Raw genomic sequence first — 20,466 nt, 5'->3', positions numbered from 1 at the left:
CATGATTGTGGCACGCTTTTCCAGGACGATGCAGGCGGGATGGCATCTGATATGGCCGTAAATTGAGAATCTGCGCCTGTACCCTTTCTTGCCCCGTCGCGTAAGCTTACGGACCGGATACTTGATCGATTCACTGACCAGCCCCGACGTCATGCTTTCGGGGATAGGAATTCGACCTAGATGTTAGCGCTCATTTCCTTTCGTAGTGTTTCACTGCCGCGGTTTGGGGCGATTTTCTCCGTATTGGCGGCAGGCGTTATTGTCTTTGCAACAAGCGTCGCGCAGGCACAGCCGACGGCGCTGCGGCCCGACACCATGGCGGCTCGCGTCGCGGCCTGTACTGCCTGCCATGGTGCGCAGGGCCGGGCTGGCGCTGACGGGTACTACCCCCGCCTGGCCGGCAAGCCACAGGAATACCTGTACCACCAGTTGCTGAATTTCCGTGACGGTCGCCGCCAGTACCGGCCCATGTCGCATCTGCTGGCCGGCCTGCCCGACGATTACCTGCGTGAGATGGCCGCGTATTTCTCCCAACAGCACGTGCCTTATCCGTCGCCCGCGCGCGCGGACGTCTCGCCCGCCACGCTGGAAGCTGGCCGCGCGCTGGCCTTGCAGGGCGATGCGGCGCGCGGCCTTCCCGCCTGTGCGTCCTGTCACGGCGCCGCGCTCAGCGGCTTGATGCCCGCCATTCCTGGCCTGCTGGGCTTGCCGCGCGACTACATCGGTTCACAGATCGGCAGTTGGAAGACAGGGCTGCGCCGTGCCGCCGCGCCCGACTGCATGGCCGATATCGCCGACAAGCTCACGCCTGCCGATATCGGCGCCCTGGCGGCATGGCTCTCGTCCCAGCCTATTACCGAGCCCTATGCGCCTGAAAGCGCGGGATCGCTGCGCTTGCCCGCGGAATGCGGCAGCCAGGCGCAACGCTGATCGGGGCCACCATGAAACTGCTGCAGAAAATCCTGTCTTTTGTGCTGTTGGCGCTGATCGCCACGGTGGCTGTCCTGTATTGGCTGGGTACGCGTGACGACACCAGTACGGGGCCTGCCGCCACAGCGGACACCGGCACGCTGGTTGAGCGTGGCCGCTATCTGGCGCAGGCCGGCAACTGCATGGCCTGCCACACCAGCCGAGGCGGCAAAGTGCTGGCGGGCGGCATGCCCATCCCGACGCCATTTGGCACGGTGTACGGTCCGAACATCACGCCTGATGAAAAAACGGGCATTGGCGCCTGGACCGCTGACGACTTCTGGCAAGCGCTGCACAACGGCAAGTCCAAGGACGGCACGCTGCTGTATCCGGCCTTCCCCTACACCGAGTACACCCGTATCACGCGGGCCGATGCCGACGCCCTGTACGCCTACCTGCGCAGCGTGCCGCCGGTCAACCAGCCCAACCGCGCGCCCGACATGGCGTTCCCCTACGACCAGCGCGCCTTGCTGGCCGCCTGGCGCGCGCTGTATTTCAAGCCGGGCGTCCAAGAGTCCGACGCGGGGCAATCGGTGCAATGGAACCGAGGCCGCTATCTGGTTGAAGGCGTGGGGCACTGCGCCGCCTGCCATACGCCCCGCAACAGCCTGGGGGCCACGCGGTCGTCCGATGCGTTCATCGGCGGCATCATTCCCGTGCTGGATTGGTATGCGCCGCCGCTCACCAACGATATGCAGACCGGCATGGGCCGCTGGACGGCGGCAGACATCGCCGCTTTGCTCAAGACCGGCATCTCGGCGCATTCCACCGCCAGCGGCCCGATGGCTGAAGTGGTGCTGGGCAGTACGCAGCACCTGACGGACGACGACGCGCTGGCGATTGGCGTGTACATCAAGTCCTTGCCGGCGACACCTCCCTCCACGCCACGGTCCACGGCGGCGGCCGCGCCTGCGGCCATGGAACTGGGCAGCAAGATCTATGGCCAGCATTGCGCGCAGTGCCATCAGCCGCAAGGCCAGGGCAGTGGCACGGCGTGGCCGGCGTTGGCGGGCAATCCGACGGTGACGGCGCCGTCACCGGTCAACGCCATACGCATGGTGCTGGATGGCGGCTACGCACCGGCTACGGCCGCCAACCCCCGGCCGCATGGCATGCCGCCGTTTGGCCAGATCCTGAGCGACAGCGACATTGCCATGCTGGTGTCCTACATCCGCAATAGCTGGGGCAACGAAGCGGGCGGCGTCACCGCGCTTGAGGTCAAGCGGGCGCGGGCGTCGTCCACGCTGAACTAAACATGGCTAGCGCGGCGCGGCCGACCGCGCGCGGGCCTGATGCTGATGCGCCAGGTCACCCAGCACGCGGATCGCGTCTTCATGCGAGGAATCCCAGGGATGGCCGTAGTTCAGGCGCACGGCGCTTGCGAATTGGCTGCTGGCCGAAAAAATCGGCCCCGGCGCCACGCTGACGCCGCGCGCCAGGGCGTCGCGATGCAACGCCAGCGCGTCCACCTCCGCGGGTAGTTCCACCCACAAAAAGAAGCCGCCTTGCGGGCGAGTCACGCGCGTGCCCGCGGGAAATGCATGGGCAATCGCATCAGCCATGCGGGCTTGTTGCGCGTGCAGGGTTTGACGCAGCCGGCGCAGGTGGCGGTCGTAGCCGCCTTGTTCCAGGTATGCGGCGATGGCGCCTTGCGCCGGGCCTGAAGCCGATAGCGTGGATGACAATTTCAAGCGCTGCACGCGCCGCGCGTATCGGCCAGCTGACGCCCAGCCGATACGGTAGCCAGGCGCCAGGCATTTGGAAAAAGATGAGCAATGCAGCACCAGCCCATCTTTGTCGTAGGCCTTGGCCGGCACGGGCCGCACAGCGCCGTAATACAGTTCGCCGTACACGTCGTCTTCTATCAGCGGGATGTCGTGGCGGCGCAATAACTCCACAAGTTGCCGCTTCTTGTCTTCCGGCATCAGGCTGCCCAGCGGGTTCTGGAATTGCGTCATCAGCCAGCAAGCCTTCGGTGAGTGCCGCTTGATGGCAGACGCCATGGCGTCCAGGTCCACGCCGGTGCGCGGATGGGTGGGCACTTCCAATGCCTTGAGACCCAGGCGCTCCAGCGCCTGCAAGGCGCCGTAGAACGTGGGTGCTTCAACCAGCACGACGTCGCCGGGCTCGGTGACCGCCTGCAGGCAAAGGTTCAGGGCTTCCAGCGCGCCGTTGGTGACGACAATGTCGCTGGCGGGCACGTTCATGCCGCCGATCAGGTAACGCAGGGCGATCTGGCGGCGCAGCCCCGGGCTGCCCGGGCTCAGATCTTCAACCGTGTCCAGTGGGTCCTGGCGTTTCAGGTGCGCGGCCATGGCGTGGGCCAGGCGCGGCAGCGGGAACAGCAGCGGAGAAGGAAAGGCGGATCCCAGCGGCGTCACGTCGCGGTTGCGCACGGAGTCCAGGATATCGAAGATGCGCTCGCTGATGGCGAGCTCGGTGGATTCGCCGCCAGGGCTGGACGCGCCGGGTTCCGGCGGCAGTGATTCGACCGGGGCGTGGACGTAGTAGCCCGAGCGTGGTTGGGCGCGGATCAGGCCGCGCGCTTCAAGCAGGTAATAGGCCTGGAATACCGTCGAGGGGCTGACGCCTCGCGTCGTGCAGGCGTGGCGCACGGAAGGCAGTTTGTCGCCAACACGCAGAACGCCGTCGCGGATCGATTTGGCGATCTCGTCGGCCAGGGTTTCGTACAGGCTCACGATGCCGCAAGGCGACGTGCGTTCACTTGCTGCTTTGGAGAATAGCCATGGCCTGGCGTTCCATGAACTCGCCCAGCGTATCGATGCCGCGCAGCTTCAGTATGGTGTTGCGCACGGCGGCTTCCACCAGCACGGCCAGATTGCGGCCGGCTGCGACTTGCAGCATCACCTTGCGCACGGGCAGGCCCAGCATGTCTTGTGTGATGTCTTGCAGCGGCAGGCGTTCGAACTTGTCTTGCGCGGTGGCGCGCACCAGGTGCACGATCAGCTTCAGGCGCATCTTCCGGCGTACCGAGGTCTCGCCGAAGATGGTGCGGATATCAAGCAGGCCCAGCCCGCGAACTTCCAGCAGGTTCTGCAGCAGTTGGGGGCAGTGGCCTTCGATCATGTTGGGCGCCGTGCGTGAGAACTCCACGGCGTCGTCGGCCACCAGGCCATGCCCGCGTGAAATCAGTTCCAGCGCCAGCTCGCTTTTGCCCAGCCCCGATTCGCCGGTAATCAGCACGCCCAGGCCCAGCACGTCCAGGAACACGCCATGCACGGTGGTGGTGGGCGCCAGCTTCTTGCCCAGGTAGATGCGCAGCAGGTCAATCAGCTGCGCGGCGGCTACCGGCGTGGACAGCAGCGGCACCTGGTGCTGGTCGCATTGGTCCACGAGATCTTGCGGGGGCGTCAGGCCATCGGCCAGCAGAATGGCGGGCACGCCGCCGATCAGCAGCTCGTCCATGTGGTGCATGCGGCGGCGCAAGTCGAAGCGGGTGTAGTACGCCAGCTCTTCCTGCCCGAACACCTGGATGCGCGACGGGTGGATCAGGTTCAAGTGGCCGACCAGGTCGGCGGCCGCCATGCCGTCATCGGGAATGGCGCGGTCGGCGGCGCCTTGGCCGGATATCCAGTTAAAAGGGATTTTGTCGGCGTTGTCGTCGACGAGTTCCTGCACCGTTAGCATGGCTGCGTGTCCGCGAGGGTCAGAGTTTGCCGGTCGTGAGCATTTTGTGGACGATGGCGGCATCAGGCTCAGTGGCCAGCGCCTCGCGCAATGCCTTGTTCGACATCAACTGCGCAAGTTCGGCCAGGATATCCAGATGCTGCTGAGTGGCTGTTTCCGGCACCAGCAGGCACAGCAGCATCGACACTGGCTGCCCGTCGGGCGCGTCGAACGAAATGGGCTGGGCCAGGCGGATGAATGCCGCCAGCGCCTGTTCCAATCCTTTCACGCGGCCATGCGGAACGGCCACGCCCTGCCCAAGGGCAGTGGAGCCAAGACGTTCCCGGGCAAACAGGCTGTCGAACACGAGCGCGCGTGCCAAGCCATGGTTGTTTTCAAAAAGAAGGCCAGCTTGTTCGAACGCCCGTTTCTTGCTCGTTGCGAGCATATCGAGCACGACGTTGCCGGCGGGTAGGATGCGCGACAAATGATTCATCGGATCATTATATGGTTATATGACGCAGTGCAATAAATTGGCCCGGCGCCGCGCCCATGGGATGGGCGTCAGGCGTTGCGGCAAGAGCGACAGCATAGTCTGATCACGGCGCATTGTGGGCTTTCCGGCATCCGGGCCAACCCGGGGGGCACGGGTTTTGGTCGCAAACACGCAAAAAGGCGCGGCGCACGGACCTGGGGCCAATGAATGCCGGAATTTCGGGGACAAATCTATGGGGCTAGGGCGGAGGGGAAATGCGGAGGGGGAGAACTGCGGAGGGGAACTGCGGGGAGCTTTGCCGATGCCCCGGCTGGACTTGCGTCTAGCGGGACACCGGGACTTAGGCAGGATTTTTACAATCGCTGTTTAGCGTATCGCTCAGAGCGAGTGATCATGAAGCGCGTTACTGCTGGGGTGGCGAAAGGTTCGCCGCTTGCCGCTTCACGGACTCCGCTGAGTGACTTCGTACCTTGTCCTTGTGCTTGATGACCTGACGGTCGACTTTGTCAGCAAGAAGGTCTATGGCTGCATAGAGATTTTCATCGGTTGCTTCACAATGAATGTCCTTACCGCTTAGACGCATGGTGATTTCGGCTCTATGCCGCAGGGGCTCTACCGAGAGCATGACCTGGGTATCGATGACGTGATCGAAATGCCGCAGCACTCGCGCCAGTTTGTTCATGACATATTCCCGGATTGCCGGGGTGACGTCGAGGTGACGACCGCAGATGCTCAGGTTCATAGTGTGCTCTCCTTCTAAAAGAGAAAAAATGGTTGCGCGAAATGCGCGGTGAGGTCGTTAGGCGTTCTCCTTGATTGGGTGGCTACGTTTAGTACTAGTGTATAGACTCGGGCCGATAAAACAAGCTGACCTACCGCAAGAACATGGCATTTTTATGGCGGAGCCCCTAGGGCGTATTTGCCCTTGTCCCCAGAGGGAACTAGGGGTCTTCCCCAGGTGCCGGTTTACATGCGGAAGTGCTCGCCCAGATACACGCGGCGCACGGCCGGATCGCCCACGATTTCGTCGGGGTGGCCGTCGGTCAGCACCTTGCCTTCGCTGATGATGTAGGCGCGGTCGCAGATGCCCAGCGTTTCGCGCACGTTGTGGTCGGTGATCAGCACGCCGATGCCACGGCCCTTCAAGAAGCGCACGATGCGCTGGATTTCAATGACGGCGATGGGGTCCACGCCGGCGAAGGGTTCGTCCAGCAGGATGAAGCGCGGGCTGGTGGCCAGGGCGCGCGCGATTTCCACGCGGCGGCGTTCGCCACCCGACAGCGAAATCGCGGCATTGCTGCGGATATGGCCGATCTGCAGCTCTTCCAGCAGGGCCTCCATCTGCTCATTGATCTTGGGCGTGGAAAGCGGACGGCCATCGGCCCCCACTTGCAGCTCAAGCACGGCGCGGATGTTCTGTTCGACCGTCAGGCGGCGGAACACGGAAGCGTCCTGGGGCAGATACGACAGGCCCATGCGCGCGCGCTTGTGGATCGGCATTGCGGTGATGACGGCGCCGTCGATTTCGATGCGCCCCGCGTCCGCGGGCACCAGGCCCACAATCATGTAGAAGCTGGTGGTCTTGCCGGCGCCGTTGGGGCCAAGCAGTCCCACGACTTCGCCACTGACCACGGACAGGGACACGTCCTGCACCACGGTCCGGCCGTTATAGGTCTTGCGCAAACCGGTTGCGCGCAGGCTGCCCTGCTTGACCCCGGAGGGGGCGGAGGTGACGGGGGTCGGCACAGAAGGTTGGTTCATCGTGGCTGCGAGTGGTGTTGCGTGGGGGACGCTTTTAGCGTCCTTTCTTGGCGGCTTGCTGCTTGCGGCATTCGGCCACGGCGGCATCGGACTTGGCGCGCGGTTCGGCAACCGAACGCACGCGGCCGCCCGCCGCGGCGGAGTTGGGGCCGCCCTGGGCTTCGTAGGTGCCCGTTTTTTCGTTGTAGCGTATCCGTTCGCCGCGAATCGTGTCGAACGGTTTGCCACAGACGTAACGGACCACGACCGCCTGTCCGATCAGGTCAAACGTGCTTTTCGTGCCATCGTATTCGGCGCGCAAGCCCTTGCCTTCGATAAGCTCAAAGGTTTCGGGGCGCTCCTGGCGGATGGTCACGACCTTGCCCTTGTTGGCGGTGGCCGTGCCGTATTGGCCGCCTTGGGCATCTTCGTGCATTTCCAGCGTGTCGGAGGTCAGCGTCATCAGGCCGCGCGTCATGTTGACGTTGCCGGTGAACACGCTTTGCTTCTTCACGTCGTCGTAATGCAGCGTGTCCGACAGGATCAGTGTGCTGGGCTCTTCGGCCGGCTTGGCCTCGGGTTCCGCCGCGTAGGCGGGTGCAAGCACCGAGGCCGACAGCAGGACGGCGCCCAGCAGGCGGGTCGTCGGGGCAAGGAGAGTCCGAAAGTCGGTCATGGTTTCTTTTGGTCAGTGTTGTTGGCGGGAATCTCGGTGCGGCGCTGTTGCCTGCCTTCGGAACCGGCAATTTCAACATCCGTCGACGCGGATACCTGCAATTGGCGCGTTTTGTTGTTGTAGTGCATGCCCTTGCCATTCATCCGCGAACGGCCCTTGAGGACTTCAGCGGGCAGGTCGGTGTAGACGACGTCTTCGTCGGGCAGGATGATCAACTGCTGGCTGCGCACGTCCAGCACGTCATTGTTGGCGTCGGGCTGGCGGTGCACGTGGGCGTCGCCATTCATGACGATGCGCTTGCCGCCTTGTTCCATGACGGCCGTTTTCGATACGCCTACCGTGACAGGATTGTCTTCACGCTGGCCCACCGCGCGCGGCGCGGTGATGTGATACGAATCGTCGTCGGGGAAGTGTTCCGCGTATTCGCCCTCCAGCCGGTTGATCGGGCGGCCGGTGGGGTCGGTGCGCAGCATGACGAAATCGCGTGACCACGCATCCATCTCGTGGGTGACGCGGCGGGGCGGGTCCACCTGGATGGCCCGCTGCGCGTAATCGGCGGCCCACCATGAACTGGTGACCAGCACCAGCAGCAGGAACAACGCGATCAGGGAAGGAAAACGTTCTTTCATCAGTGTCGCCGCCAGGGCGTGTCGGGGTTCGGGGCCGTCATTGGATGGCGCCGGGGCCTAACAGGCCCGGCGCGGCCAGGAACGCGCCCAGGCGCCCTTGGGAAGCCAAGAGCAGGTCGCAGCATTCGCGCACCGCGCCGCTGCCGCCGGGCTGCGTGGAAATCCAATGCGCCGCCTGGCTGACATAGCCGGGTGCGTTAGGCACGCTGGCCGAAAAGCCGGCGCGCTGCATGGCCGGCAGGTCGATGATGTCATCGCCCATATAGCCGGTTTGATTCAGTTGGACACCGGCGCGCTGCGCAAGTTCGGCCAGCGCCGAACCTTTATCGCGTACGCCCTGCACCACTTCCGAGATGCCCAGTTCGGCAGCCCGCCGCGCCACGATGGGGCCGGACCGGCCCGTCATCAGCGCCACCGTCAAGCCGCCTTCCATCAAGAGGCGCAAGCCGTGGCCGTCCAGGGCGTGGAAGCGCTTTTGCAATTCGCCACCTTCGCCGTAGTAGAGGCTGCCGTCGGTCAGCACGCCGTCCACGTCGAACACCATCAGGCGCACGGCGGCGGCGCGATCGCGCACGGTGGCGGGAATGCGGGCCAGGACCAGCGCTTCGGCCGGGTGAGTCACGGAAGCAGGAAGAGTCATAGTCATACCACTTTAGCGGCCATCAGATCATGCATATGCAAGGCGCCCAGCAGCGCGCCGTCGGCGTCCAGCACCAGCATCTGGCTGAGCCGCAGCTCGTCCATGTGCTGAGCGGCCTCGGCGGCCAGCGCATCGGGGGAAATGCTGCGCGGCGACCGGGTCATGCCGGCCTCCACGGTCAAGCTTCGGATATCGCCGTGCCGGGCGATCAGGCGGCGCAGGTCGCCATCAGTGAAGATGCCCAGCGGCCGGCGCTGCGCGTCGGTCACGACCGTCATGCCCATGCCCTTGTCGGACATGACTTCCAGCGCCTGCGATACGGGGGTGCCGGCCAGCACGATAGGCAGGGCATTGCCCTGGCGCATGACGTCGCGCACGTGGGTCAGCAAGCGGCGGCCCAGCGCGCCGCCGGGATGGGATCGCGCGAAATCCTGGGGGCCGAATCCGCGGGCTTCCAGGCAGGCGACCGCCAGTGCATCGCCCAGGGCCAATGCGGCCGTGGTGCTGGCCGTGGGCGCCAGGTTCAGCGGGCAGGCTTCCTGCGCCACGCTGGCGTCCAGGTGCACATCGGCCAGCAGGGCGAGTTCGGATTGCGGGTTGCCCGTAATTGCCACCAGTTTGGCGCCCATGCGCCGAGCCACGGGCAGGATGGTCAGCAGTTCCTGGCCCGCACCCGAGTACGACACAGCAATCACCACATCATCTTGCGTGATCATGCCCAGATCGCCGTGCACGGCTTCCGCGGCGTGCACAAAGAAAGCGGGCGTGCCGGTCGAGGCGAACGTGGCGGCAATCTTGCGTGCAATGTGCCCGGTCTTGCCAATGCCCGTGACCACGACGCGGCCCTGGCAGGCCAACAGCAAGGCGACGGCCTGGGTGAATGAGTCGTCCAGGCGTGCGGCCAAGTCCAGCAGACCCTGACTTTCGACTTGCAACGTTCTGCGTGCAGATGCCAGCGCGGCATCGGACGATGTGATGGGATGATCAGTCATTCAGGGATTTTAATATCAGTGGGCGGGTTTGCCCCGGGCAGGGGCGTATGGCATCCTGGCGGCTCTTTTCAATGGCTTTCAAATTCTTCTATCCCGGCCCACTCCATGTCCAGCATCTCCAGCCCCGTTCTTGGCACGCCCCTGTCTCCCCTGGCCACCCGAGTCATGTTGCTCGGCTCCGGCGAATTGGGCAAAGAGGTCATCATTGCCCTGCAGAGACTGGGCGTGGAAGTCATTGCGGTGGATCGTTATGCCGACGCGCCGGGCCATCAGGTGGCGCACCGCGCGCATGTGGTCTCCATGACCGACGCGGACGCCCTGAAGAAGATCATCGAGCAGGAACGACCGCACGTTATTGTCCCTGAAATCGAAGCCATTGCCACCAGTTTGCTGGTGGAACTGGAAGCGGCGGGCGTGGCCCGCGTGACGCCGACCGCCCGGGCCGCCCAATTGACCATGAACCGCGAGGGCATCCGGCGCCTGGCGGCCGAGACGCTGGGACTGCCCACGTCCCCCTATCATTTTGTGGACACGGAAGAAGAATTGCGCGCCGCCATTGACGGCGGCATCGGCTATCCCTGCGTCATCAAGCCGGTGATGTCGTCGTCCGGCAAGGGCCAGTCCGTGATCAAAAGCGCCGATGACGTGGCGCAATCGTGGCGCTACGCCCAGGAAGGCGGGCGGGTAGGCGGCGGCCGCGCCATCGTTGAAGGCTTCATCCGTTTCGACTACGAAATCACGCTGCTGACGGTGCGCGCCCGGGGTGCGGACGGCACGGTTGAAACCCGTTATTGCGAACCCATCGGCCACAAGCAGGTTGATGGCGACTACGTGGAAAGCTGGCAGCCTCACCCCATGTCGCCCGCCGCGTTGGCGCGCGCCCGGGAAATCGCCCTGGCCGTCACGTCCGACCTGGGCGGCCTGGGCATCTTTGGCGTGGAACTGTTCGTGGCAGGCGACCAGGTGTGGTTCTCGGAAGTCAGCCCGCGTCCGCACGACACCGGCATGGTCACCATGATCACCCAGGCCCAGAACGAATTCGAACTGCACGCGCGGGCCTTGCTTGGCCTGCCGGTCGACACCAGCCTGCGCCAGCCGGGCGCCAGCAGCGTCATCTATGGCGGCGTGGACGCCGCCGCCGTGTCGTTTCATAACGTGGCCGAAGCGCTGGCCGAACCTGGCACCGACATCCGCCTGTTCGGCAAGCCGGAATCCTTCGTCAAGCGCCGCATGGGCGTGGGCCTGGCCGTGGCCGAAGACGTGGCCGCCGCCCGCGCCAAGGCCAAGCGCGTTTCCGCCGCCGTCGCCGTCAAGGCGGGCTGACCTGCCCAATTGAATCCCGCAGGGGCTTTTGTCCCTGTTTACAGCCACCGCGCCTTCGGGCCCGGTGGCTGTTTGCTGTTTGCTGTTTGCGACACTATTTGCGCTGATGAACAGTTTGTTCGATAATTTCAGAAATTTCTGGAAGCGGTGTAACGTTATTTGTCAGTGACGCCGCCATATAGTTTCTCTGGCGTCGATCACTTCATGTTTCTTACCCCGCAAAACGAGCGTTTCATCCTGCACTTCGGCGAAATGGGCAGCCGTTGGGGCGTGAACCGCACGGTGGGCCAGATCTACGCCCTGTTGTTTTTGCATCCAGAACCGCTGAATGCAGACGAAATCGCCGAGACGCTGGGATTTTCGCGCTCTAACGTCAGCCTGGGGCTGAAAGAGTTGCAGTCTTGGCGCCTGGTCAAACTGGTCCATCAAGTGGGCGACCGCCGCGACTACTTCGAGACGCCCAAAGACGTCTGGGAAATCTTCCGCATCCTGATGGAAGAAAAGCGCCGACGCGAAATCGATCCCACCCTGACCTTGCTGCGCGACACCCTGCTGGAATCGCCTTCAGGGCCCAATGACGCTTACGCGCAACAACGCATGACCGAAATGCTGGAGCTTATTGAACTGTCTTCCGGATGGTTCGATGAGGTTCAACGCCTGCCCCCGGAGACCTTGCAAAAGCTCATGCGACTGGGTTCGCAAGTGCAAAAGGTGCTGGGCTTCGCCGGCAAACTGCGGGGCAAGGACTGAGTTGCCATGCGCCCCGAATTTTTCAGGAAACCGCTATGAAGTTGTATCCATCGCCCTTAAGATGGCGCCAGAGTCGGCCTGGGAACCATGCCGGTTGCCGCGGTGTCTCGACTGCTTGGGAGCGCCCCAATGATTGATCTCGACGTCGTCAACCTGTCGCGATTCCAGTTTGCCGCGACCGCGCTTTACCATTTCTTGTTCGTCCCTCTCACGCTTGGCCTGTCGTTCATGCTGGCCATCATGGAAAGCGTGTACGTCATGACCGGCCGCCCCATCTGGAAACGGATGACCATGTTCTGGGGCACGCTGTTCGGCATCAACTTCGCGCTGGGTGTGGCCACCGGCGTGGTGATGGAATTCCAGTTCGGCATGAACTGGTCCTACTACAGTCACTACGTTGGCGATATTTTCGGCGCGCCGCTTGCGCTGGAAGGGCTGATGGCCTTCTTCCTGGAAGCCACCTTCGTCGGCCTGTTCTTCTTCGGCTGGAATCGCATGTCGAAGGTCAGCCACCTGGTGGTGACCTGGCTGGTGGCGTTCGGCACCAACTTCTCGGCGCTGTGGATCCTGATCGCCAACGGCTGGATGCAGAACCCGGTGGGCGCCATCTTCAACCCCGACACCATGCGCATGGAGATGACCGACTTCGCTTCGGTGATCTTCAACCCGGTGGCGCAGGCTAAGTTCGTGCACACGGTCAGCGCTGGCTACGTCGCGGGCGCCATGTTCGTGATGTCGATCAGCGCCTGGTATCTGCTGAAGGGCCGCCATACCGACCTGGCCAAGCGCTCGATGGCGGTGGCTGCCAGCTTCGGTCTGGCCGGCGCCTTGTCGGTGGTGGTGCTGGGTGACGAAAGCGGTTACCTCACCACCGAGCATCAGAAGATGAAGATCGCGGCCATGGAGTCCATGTGGGAGACCGAGCCCGCGCCCGCGTCCTTCAACCTGTTCGCCATTCCCAACCAGGCCGAGCGCAAGAACGACTTCGGCATCGAGATCCCGTACGTCATGGGCATCATCGGCACCCGGTCGCTCACCACGCCGCTCTTGGGTATCAACGACCTGATCCTGCGCGCCGAAAACCGCATCCGTGACGGCATGGTGGCGTATGACGCCTTGCAGAAGATCCGCGCCAATCCCAAGGACGTGGACGCGCGCATGGTCTTCGACAAGACCTGGCCTGACCTGGGCTATGCGCTGCTGGTCAAGCGCTACCAGGACGACATGAGCAAGGTCACCGAGGCCGACATCAAGCAGGCCGCGATCGACACCGTGCCAAATGTGGCGCCGCTATTCTGGGCGTTCCGCATCATGGTGGCGGTGGGCATGTACCTGATCCTGTTCTTCGGCGTGGCCTTCTGGCTGGCCTCGCGCGGGCGTCTGGACAGCCGTCCGGGCCTGTTGAAGGTGGCGCTGTGGAGCCTGCCGCTGCCCTGGGTCGCCATTGAAAGCGGCTGGTTCGTGGCCGAGTACGGCCGCCAACCCTGGGTGATCGAAGGGGTGCTGCCGACGTATTACGCGGCATCCGGCCTGACCATCACCGACCTGGCAATCAGCCTGGCCATCTTCCTGGTGCTCTACACCGTTCTGCTGATCATCGGCGTGAAGGTCATGTTGCACGCCATCAAGGCGGGTCCGAAATCCGATGGGCCGGTGGCGGGCAACGCCGCCGCCGATCCTGTGCGCGCCGCCGTGCGCGCCTAAGGGGAGAGAAGCAGATGGATACCCTTATTCCTTTCGACTATGGCACCTTGCGGGTGATCTGGTGGGTGCTGCTGGGCGCCTTGCTCATCGGTTTTGCCGTGATGGACGGCTTTGACCTGGGGGTGGCCGCCTTGCTGCCCGTCGTGGCCAAGACCGACGCCGAACGCCGCATCGTCATCAACGTTGTCGGCCCGGTATGGGAAGGCAACCAGGTCTGGCTGATCACGGCGGGCGGCGCCATCTTCGCCGCCTGGCCCTTGCTGTACGCCGCGTCATTCTCCGGCTTCTACCTGGCGATGATGCTGGTGCTGATTGCGCTGATCCTGCGTCCCGTGGGCTTCAAGTACCGCAGCAAGATGGAAGGCACGCGCTGGCGCAACCGCTGGGACGCCGTGCTGTGTTTTTCGGGCGTGGTGGCTTCGTTGGTGTTTGGCGTCGCCATGGGCAACATCATCCTGGGCGTACCGTTCACGTTCGACCCGGTGACGCTGCGGCCTATCTACGAAGGGCATTTCTATCAGCTCTTTGCGCCGTTCGCCTTGCTGGCCGGCGTGCTCAGCGTGGTGATGCTGGCCATGCACGGCGCGGTGCTGCTGGCCTGGCGCACGGACGACCCCGTGTCCTCCCGCGCGCGCAACTGGGGCCGGCTGGCGGGTTTGCTGACTGCCGCGCTGTTCGTTGCCGGCGGTTTCTGGGTTGCCGGCGGCATTGGCGGGCACACCATTACCAGCGCGGTCAACGCGGGTGGGCCGTCCGACCCCATGCTCAAGACCGTGGCGGTGCAGACCGGCGCCTGGATGGCCAACTACACCACCTGGCCCTTGATGTGGATTGCGCCCGCGCTGGGCGTGGGCGGCGCGCTGTTGGTGGTGCTGCTCTTGACCGTGCGCGCGAATATGCTGGCCTTTCTGTCGTCGGCGCTGTCGATCACCGGGGTGATTCTGACGGTGGGCTTTGCGCTGTTCCCGTTCGTCATGCCGTCGTCGACCAAGCCGCAGGCCGGCCTGACCATCTGGGACGGATCGTCCAGCCATCTGACGCTGTGGATCATGGTGATCGCCGTGGCCGTCTTCCTGCCGATCGTCACGCTGTACACCGCCTGGGTGTATCGCGTGATGCGCGGCAAGGTCACCCATGAATCCGTGGGCGACACGCCCAACTCATACTAAAAGGAGTCCAATCCATGTGGTATTTCTCGTGGATACTCGGTCTGGGTTTGGCGTGTGCCTTCGCCATCCTGAATGCAATGTGGTTTGAGCTGCGCGAAGGTCATACGCATGACCCGCGCGCCAGCCGTGACGACGAGTGAGCAGCGGCGCTAGCAGCCTAGAGCACGATCCTTCGGCCAGTTTGCAGAAACCGCCGCGCGAGCAGTCGCGGTGGTTGATGGCGCTTGCCAAGGCGGCCAGGCTTCCCTTGATGCTGGCGGGCGCCGCCCCGCTGGTCAGCGGCGCCTTGCTGGTGGTTCAGGCGTGGTTATTGGCCAGTGTGCTGGATGCGGCAATCGTGCGCGATGTGCCGCGCCAGGAATTGCTGGCCAGCATTGTGGGCATTGCCGCCTTGATGCTGCTGCGCGCCACCATTACCTGGGCGGGCGAGCGGGCGGGTGCGGACGCGGCTGAACGCATCAAGCGCCATGTGCGCCAGTCGTTGTTCGCGCGCATGGTCGCCAAGGGGCCGTACTGGAGCCGGGGCAAGGCGTCTGGCGAACTGGCCAGCGCGGTGGTGGATCAGGTTGAAGCGCTGGACGGCTTCTTTGCCAAGTACCTGCCCGCCATGGCGGCCGCCGCGATGTTGCCGGTGGCGTTTTCGGTACTGCTGCTGCCGGTGGATGTCATCGCCGGGCTGGTGCTGCTGATCACGGCGCCCTTGATTCCCCTTTTCATGGCCCTGGTCGGGTGGGGCGCGCAAGGCGCCAGCCGCCGACATCTACGTGCGTTTGCTCGCCTGTCTGGCTTCTTCGCGGACCGTCTGCGTGGCTTGTCCACGTTAAAGCTCTATGGCCGTGCCGACGCCGAAGCGGCGTCTGTTGTGGCGGCCAGCGATGCGTTGCGTCAGCGCACGATGTCGGTGCTGCGCATTGCCTTCCTGTCGTCAGCCGTGCTGGAGTTCTTTGCGGCCTTGGGCGTGGCGGGAGTGGCCGTTTACATCGGCCTGACGTACCTTGGCTTCCTGGATGTGCGTTGGTCGCCGCTGACCTTGCAGGCGGGCCTGTTCTGCCTGTTGATGGCGCCGGAGGTCTATGCGCCGTTGCGTCAGTTCGCGGCGCACTATCACGACCGCGCCACGGCGCTGGCCGCCGTGACGCAGATCGCCGTGTTGTTCGATGGCTTGCCGCAAGAAGATGCCGCCACTCCCTTGCACCCGGATACCGCCCGCATGGTGGCAGCGTCTGGGGGCGCGAGTCTGGCGGTGTCGGGCTTGACCGTGCTGGCCCCGGGTCGTGCGCAAGCCGTGTTGTCCGATGCCGCGCTGACGCTGGCGCCCGGCGAGCATGTGGCGCTGATGGGCCCCAGCGGTATCGGCAAGTCCACATTGATCGAAGCGCTTGCCCGCCTGCGCCCCAGCCAGGGCGATATCCGTATCGACGACCAGCCCTTGACGGACTGGGACGAAGCCGCGTTGCGCAGCCGGGTGGCCTTGATCGGTCAGACGCCGCAACTGCTGGCGGGCTCCATCGCCGACAACATCCGGTTGGGCTGTGCTGACGCATCCGACGCCGACGTGCAGGAAGCCGCGCGACGGGCCTGCGTGCTGGAGTTCGCGGCGGCGCTACCGCAAGGCCTGGATACGCTGCTGGGTAGCCGGGGGCAGGGCTTGTCGGGCGGGCAGGCGCAACGCGTAGCGCTGGCACGCCTGTTCCTGCGCGACCCCGGCCTGATCCTGCTGGACGAGCCCACCGCGCATCTGGACGAGGCGACCCAGGCGCGGCTGCTGGATGAAATCCTCGCATTTTCCGAGGGCCGCACCTTGCTGCTGGCGACGCATTCGGCCGCGGTCGCGGCGCGTCTGGGTCGAGTATGGCGGGTGGTGGACGGAAAAGTGGAAGACGTATGAAAAACCTGTTGTTGCTCTTGCCTCTGTATGCACGCCGTAAAAGCGGGCTTTTGCTCGCATTGTTCTGCGCGCTGGCAACGGTGGCGGCGGGTGTTGGGCTGCTGGGTGTTTCCGGTTGGTTCCTCACCGGCGCCGCGCTGGCGGGCGCGGGCGGTGTCTTCAATCTGTTTGCGCCGTCCGCGCTGGTGCGCGGGCTTTCCTTCCTGCGTATCGTGTCCCGTTACGCGGATCGCGTGGTGGGCCATTCCGCCACCTTGCGTCTGCTGGCGGACTTGCGCGCCACGGTGTTCGGCGCCTTGATCCGTTTGACGCCTCGCCAACTGGCGCGCTATCGAAACGGCGATCTGGTCGCGCGCATGACGGGCGACGTCGATGCCTTGGATACGGTGTTCCTGTTTGTGCTGGCGCCTTTGGCAACGGCGGTGCTGGCCGGTGCGGTGCTGACCGCGGTGTTGGGCATGTGGGTGCCTGCCGCCGCGCTGGCGTTCGCGCTGGCACTGCTGACCGCCTGCGTGTTGGTGCCCCTGTGGCTGCTGCGCGCCGCGCGCAAGCCAGGCGCGGCTGCGCAGGAAAGCGCGGCGGGATTGCGCGCGGCAACCCTGGATGCAGTGGACGGCCACGCGGACATGGTGGCGTTACACGCGCAAGCGCAGACGGCCGAGTATTTTGAACGTTTGTGCGAGGCCAGCGCGCTGGCTCGCCGCAGCCAGGCGCGCGTTGCCGCAAGGGGACAGTGGTTCTTGCAGGTGGCCGCGGGCGTGTCGGTGCTGGCATTGCTGTGGTTCGGCTTGGGCACGCACGAAGCGGGCGACATCGAAGGGCCGGTGCTGGTGGGGCTGCTGCTGGCGGTCATCGGTATTTTTGAAGTGGCGGGGCCGATCATGCGGGGCGCATCCCGCATGGGTTCCGCCATGACGGCGGCGGCACGCATCCGCGAGGTGACGCAGGCGCAGCCCGACATGCTCGACCCGACCGCGCCACGCCCCTTGCCGGCCAGCGGTGCGCTGGAACTGGACGGCGTGAGCTTTCGCTACCCCGCTCGGTCGGCGGGGGCCAGCCCGACGGTGCTGGATGGTATCGACCTGCGGGTGGAATTCGGCGAGCGCGTGGCGATCCTGGGCGCCAGCGGGGCGGGCAAGTCCACCTTGTTGCACTTGATTCTGCGCTTGGAAGACCCGCACGCCGGGCAGGTGCGCTTTGGCGGCTGCGATGCGCGCGCCTGTACGCAAGGTGACTGGCATCGGCGTATTGCCTTGCTGTCGCAGGATGCGCCCGTGTTTCTGGGCACGTTGCGCACCAATTTGCTGATTGGTGACGCCACAGCCGACGACGCGGCGTTGTGGCGTGCGTTGGACGCCGCCCGTCTGGGCGATTTCGTGCGCGCGTTGCCGGAAGGACTGGACACCTGGGCAGGAGAAACGGGGTCGCAGTTGTCGGCGGGGCAGGCGCGCCGCCTGTGCCTGGCGCGCGCATTGCTGTCACCAGCTGCCGTTATCGTGCTGGACGAGCCGACTGCCGGGTTGGATGCCGTCGCCGAGGCCGACTTCTTGAGCGACCTGGAGCGCGCAGTGCAGGGACGCACCGTGGTGCTGGCCACGCACGCGGCGCTGCCGCCCGGCGCGGTGGACCGTTGCCTGCAATTGCGCAATGGACGATTACATGACGTGTCATCGCGGGCGGCAATCCTGGCTTAAGCGCGGTGGCAAGGTTATAGTTCGCCTTGCTTCAATTCTTCAGGCCCGCCTTTCATGCAGACCGACAACGCCGAGGCCATCCGGCGCACCATCCGCAGCGTTCCGGACTGGCCCCAACCCGGTGTCACTTTCCGCGACATCACGCCCGTCCTGCAGGACCCGCGGGCGTTCCGGGTTCTGATCGATCTGTTCGTTTACCGCTATATGCGCCAACGCCTTGACCTGGTGGCGGGCGTGGACGCGCGCGGTTTCATCGTGGGCAGCGTGCTGGCCTATGAGCTCAACCTGGGTTTCGTGCCGGTGCGCAAAAAGGGCAAGCTGCCTTTCCGTACCGTGGCCGAGGAATATTCGCTGGAATACGGCAACGCGGCGGTTGAGATGCACACGGATTCCGTGCGCACCGGTCAGCGCGTACTGCTGGTCGATGATTTGATCGCCACGGGCGGCACGATGCTGGCCGCGATCAAGCTGCTGCAACGCCTGGGCGCGAATGTCGTGGAGGCTGCCGCGATCATTGATCTGCCTGATCTGGGCGGGTCAGCGAAAGTGGCGGCGACGGGTACGCCGCTGTTTACGGTTTGCCAGTATGGGGCGGATACGCCTTAGGGGGTGCTGTTCGCGGCGGGTTGATGGGTTTCGCGCGAACCTCGGTGGGGTTCTTGGCGCGGGTTGCTCGCGCTGCACCCATCCTACGAGTTGCCGTTTATTTGCCGTTGCTTGATGGGGTTCGCGTGGATGGGGTGGGGGCTTGGCGTGGATCTCTCGCGCTGCACGCAGCCTACGGTTGTTGGTAGGATGGGTGTGGCGCGCGATGGTGTGCATTGGGAATGCAATGCTGATCGCGCGAACCCATCAGGCGACCGTCGCGTTGTGGGTGAATTTGCCAGGTGTTCATCGCTGCGGTGTGGCTGAATTTTTGTTTGTTCAGCGGCTGCTTGATGGGTTTCGCGCGAATTGCGGTGGGGTGCTTGGCGGCGGATTCCTCGCGCTGCACCCATCCTACGAATCGGACAGCCTCGGTTGGATGAAATCCAGGAACGCCTTGGTTTTTGCGGGCAGCATGCGCGAGGGCAGCAGGGCGAATAGCGGCAGGGGCGTCAGGCTCCAATCGGGTAGCACGCGCACCAGGCCCGCTTGATTGATGGCGCGTTCCATCGCGTCGAATACCAGCAGCGGCGTAATGCCCAAGCCCTGGCCGGCCAGGCGTCCCAGCATGCCTACATTGTTCGCCGACAACCTGCCCGACACTTGCACGCGCTCTACCTTGTCGCCGGAATGCAGCATCCAGAACGACGATTCTTCGCGCATCGTGGGGCGCAGGCATTCGTGGTGGGCCAGGTCCGCGGGCACGCGCGGTTCACCATAGCGCGCCAGATACTCCGGCGACGCATACAACTGGTGCGCCATCAGCACGATCTTGCGCGAAATCAGGCTGGAATCGGGCTGCTGTCCGAAGCGCAGAACCAAATCGAACGGATTGCTGATCGGGTCGATCGGACGCATGCTCAGATCGAAATCGCATTCGATGTCGGGGTGCTGTTCGCGAAACTCGCGTATGACGGCGGGCAGGAACAATTGCGCCAAGCTGGTGGGTAGTGAAATGCGCAAACGCCCTTTGGGCTGCACCGCCATGTCCAGCAATTGGTCATGCGCAATGCGCGCTTCCTCGACGATGTGCCGGCAGCGCTCGAAATAGATGGCGCCAGCTTCGGTCAGATCGATTTTGCGCGTGCTGCGGTTCAGCAGCCGCATTCCGACGCTGCGTTCCAGTTCACTGACGCGGCGCGAGAGCGTGGATGTCGGAATATTCAGGGCTTCGGCGGCGTGGCTGAAATTCTTGCGCTTGGCGACTTCGACAAAGAGCGCGATGTCGTTAAGCTGGATATCCATGGGGCCTCAAATCTCTAAATTCCATTTCTGGCAGGTTTGTATGATAAATGGATTTATTGTCCCGCCAGCGAAAATGTCTATTCCCGCCTGAGGAACATCGGCGCCCCTGCGGCACCCAGCCTGGGTTTTGCGTCCATTCTTGCGGCAAGCTGAAACCCTGCAAGGGTTGCGGCGCTTCGCCATGCCCTGCATTGCGCAAAGATCGCGCAAATTTCTTCCCCATTTGGCCGATATGGCCGGTAATTATCCCGTCTGTGAAAATATGTTCACCAAAATAAG

The 20,466-nt window shown here is 64.2% G+C and carries 20 protein-coding genes; 10 read left to right on the top strand and 10 right to left on the bottom strand.

The window, feature by feature from the left end; translation table 11 throughout:
- Positions 1 to 180 precede the first annotated feature (180 nt).
- On the top strand, positions 181 to 930 hold the full coding sequence (locus ELS24_RS29135; RefSeq protein ID WP_127186062.1) for a c-type cytochrome: 750 nt from the start codon (positions 181 to 183) through the stop codon (positions 928 to 930).
- Between the two features lie 11 nt (positions 931 to 941).
- A complete protein-coding gene (locus ELS24_RS29130) occupies positions 942 to 2,222 on the top strand; it encodes a c-type cytochrome (protein ID WP_127186061.1) in 1,281 nt (426 codons plus the stop codon).
- A gap of 6 nt (positions 2,223 to 2,228) precedes the next feature.
- Here the strand turns inward: ELS24_RS29130 and ELS24_RS29125 are convergent, their stop codons facing one another.
- The 9 genes from ELS24_RS29125 to ELS24_RS29085 form a co-directional block, all read right to left on the bottom strand.
- Complete coding sequence (locus ELS24_RS29125; protein WP_127186060.1) at positions 2,229 to 3,668, bottom strand: PLP-dependent aminotransferase family protein; 1,440 nt, start codon at positions 3,666 to 3,668, stop codon at positions 2,229 to 2,231.
- Between the two features lie 22 nt (positions 3,669 to 3,690).
- Complete coding sequence (gene hprK, locus ELS24_RS29120; protein ID WP_006216298.1) at positions 3,691 to 4,617, bottom strand: HPr(Ser) kinase/phosphatase; 927 nt, start codon at positions 4,615 to 4,617, stop codon at positions 3,691 to 3,693.
- 19 nt (positions 4,618 to 4,636) lie between these two features.
- Positions 4,637 to 5,092: a PTS sugar transporter subunit IIA gene (locus tag ELS24_RS29115; protein ID WP_050446224.1), complete on the bottom strand. Its 456-nt coding sequence runs from the start codon at positions 5,090 to 5,092 to the stop codon at positions 4,637 to 4,639.
- Positions 5,093 to 5,495: 403 nt separating this feature from the next.
- A complete protein-coding gene (gene hpf / locus ELS24_RS29110) occupies positions 5,496 to 5,834 on the bottom strand; it encodes a ribosome hibernation-promoting factor, HPF/YfiA family (RefSeq protein WP_050446225.1) in 339 nt (112 codons plus the stop codon).
- A gap of 224 nt (positions 5,835 to 6,058) precedes the next feature.
- Positions 6,059 to 6,853 carry an LPS export ABC transporter ATP-binding protein gene (gene lptB / locus ELS24_RS29105; protein ID WP_050446226.1) on the bottom strand — a complete coding sequence of 265 codons (795 nt, stop codon included), beginning with the start codon at positions 6,851 to 6,853 and terminating at the stop codon, positions 6,059 to 6,061.
- Between the two features lie 34 nt (positions 6,854 to 6,887).
- Positions 6,888 to 7,508, bottom strand: coding sequence for a lipopolysaccharide transport periplasmic protein LptA (gene lptA, locus ELS24_RS29100; protein WP_127186059.1), 621 nt, complete (start codon positions 7,506 to 7,508; stop codon positions 6,888 to 6,890).
- On the bottom strand, positions 7,505 to 8,137 hold the full coding sequence (gene lptC, locus ELS24_RS29095; protein WP_050446228.1) for an LPS export ABC transporter periplasmic protein LptC: 633 nt from the start codon (positions 8,135 to 8,137) through the stop codon (positions 7,505 to 7,507). The genes lptA and lptC overlap by 4 nt, the downstream gene beginning before the upstream one ends.
- A gap of 37 nt (positions 8,138 to 8,174) precedes the next feature.
- Positions 8,175 to 8,783: a KdsC family phosphatase gene (locus tag ELS24_RS29090; RefSeq protein ID WP_083447313.1), complete on the bottom strand. Its 609-nt coding sequence runs from the start codon at positions 8,781 to 8,783 to the stop codon at positions 8,175 to 8,177.
- Entirely contained in the window at positions 8,780 to 9,769 is a 990-nt protein-coding gene (locus tag ELS24_RS29085) for a KpsF/GutQ family sugar-phosphate isomerase (protein ID WP_050446230.1), read from the bottom strand. Before ELS24_RS29085 ends, ELS24_RS29090 begins: the two co-directional genes overlap by 4 nt.
- Positions 9,770 to 9,874: 105 nt before the next feature.
- Here ELS24_RS29085 and purT point away from each other — a divergent pair, with 105 nt between their 5' ends.
- The 8 genes from purT (at position 9,875) to ELS24_RS29045 (ending at position 18,903) form a co-directional block, all read left to right on the top strand.
- Positions 9,875 to 11,092, top strand: coding sequence for a formate-dependent phosphoribosylglycinamide formyltransferase (gene purT, locus ELS24_RS29080; protein WP_050446231.1), 1,218 nt, complete (start codon positions 9,875 to 9,877; stop codon positions 11,090 to 11,092).
- A gap of 204 nt (positions 11,093 to 11,296) precedes the next feature.
- The gene (locus ELS24_RS29075) at positions 11,297 to 11,842 is read left to right on the top strand and encodes a GbsR/MarR family transcriptional regulator (protein WP_050446232.1); all 546 of its coding nucleotides are present in this window, start codon (positions 11,297 to 11,299) and stop codon (positions 11,840 to 11,842) included.
- A 129-nt stretch (positions 11,843 to 11,971) separates the two neighbouring features.
- Positions 11,972 to 13,546 carry a cytochrome ubiquinol oxidase subunit I gene (locus tag ELS24_RS29070; protein ID WP_127186058.1) on the top strand — a complete coding sequence of 525 codons (1,575 nt, stop codon included), beginning with the start codon at positions 11,972 to 11,974 and terminating at the stop codon, positions 13,544 to 13,546.
- A 14-nt stretch (positions 13,547 to 13,560) separates the two neighbouring features.
- Positions 13,561 to 14,715, top strand: a complete 1,155-nt coding sequence (cydB, locus tag ELS24_RS29065; RefSeq protein WP_050446234.1) for a cytochrome d ubiquinol oxidase subunit II — start codon at positions 13,561 to 13,563, stop codon at positions 14,713 to 14,715.
- Between the two features lie 14 nt (positions 14,716 to 14,729).
- The gene (gene cydX, locus ELS24_RS29060) at positions 14,730 to 14,855 is read left to right on the top strand and encodes a cytochrome bd-I oxidase subunit CydX (RefSeq protein WP_043546919.1); all 126 of its coding nucleotides are present in this window, start codon (positions 14,730 to 14,732) and stop codon (positions 14,853 to 14,855) included.
- Positions 14,856 to 14,932: 77 nt separating this feature from the next.
- Positions 14,933 to 16,603: a thiol reductant ABC exporter subunit CydD gene (gene cydD, locus ELS24_RS29055; protein ID WP_240669408.1), complete on the top strand. Its 1,671-nt coding sequence runs from the start codon at positions 14,933 to 14,935 to the stop codon at positions 16,601 to 16,603.
- Positions 16,600 to 18,297 (top strand): thiol reductant ABC exporter subunit CydC, encoded by a 1,698-nt coding sequence (gene cydC / locus ELS24_RS29050; protein ID WP_127186056.1) that lies wholly within the window; start codon positions 16,600 to 16,602, stop codon positions 18,295 to 18,297. Before cydD ends, cydC begins: the two co-directional genes overlap by 4 nt.
- 54 nt (positions 18,298 to 18,351) lie before the next feature.
- A complete protein-coding gene (locus tag ELS24_RS29045; RefSeq protein WP_050446237.1) occupies positions 18,352 to 18,903 on the top strand; it encodes an adenine phosphoribosyltransferase in 552 nt (183 codons plus the stop codon).
- Between the two features lie 393 nt (positions 18,904 to 19,296).
- Here ELS24_RS29045 and ELS24_RS29040 read toward each other — a convergent pair whose 3' ends face one another.
- Positions 19,297 to 20,187 carry a LysR family transcriptional regulator gene (locus ELS24_RS29040; protein WP_050446239.1) on the bottom strand — a complete coding sequence of 297 codons (891 nt, stop codon included), beginning with the start codon at positions 20,185 to 20,187 and terminating at the stop codon, positions 19,297 to 19,299.
- Positions 20,188 to 20,466: the final 279 nt, after the last annotated feature.

The organism is Achromobacter spanius (assembly GCF_003994415.1).
Lineage (GTDB): Bacteria > Pseudomonadota > Gammaproteobacteria > Burkholderiales > Burkholderiaceae_B > Achromobacter > Achromobacter spanius_C.
The sequence above is the reverse complement of the archived record's forward strand: the minus strand, read 5'-3'. Positions and strand labels throughout refer to the sequence as shown.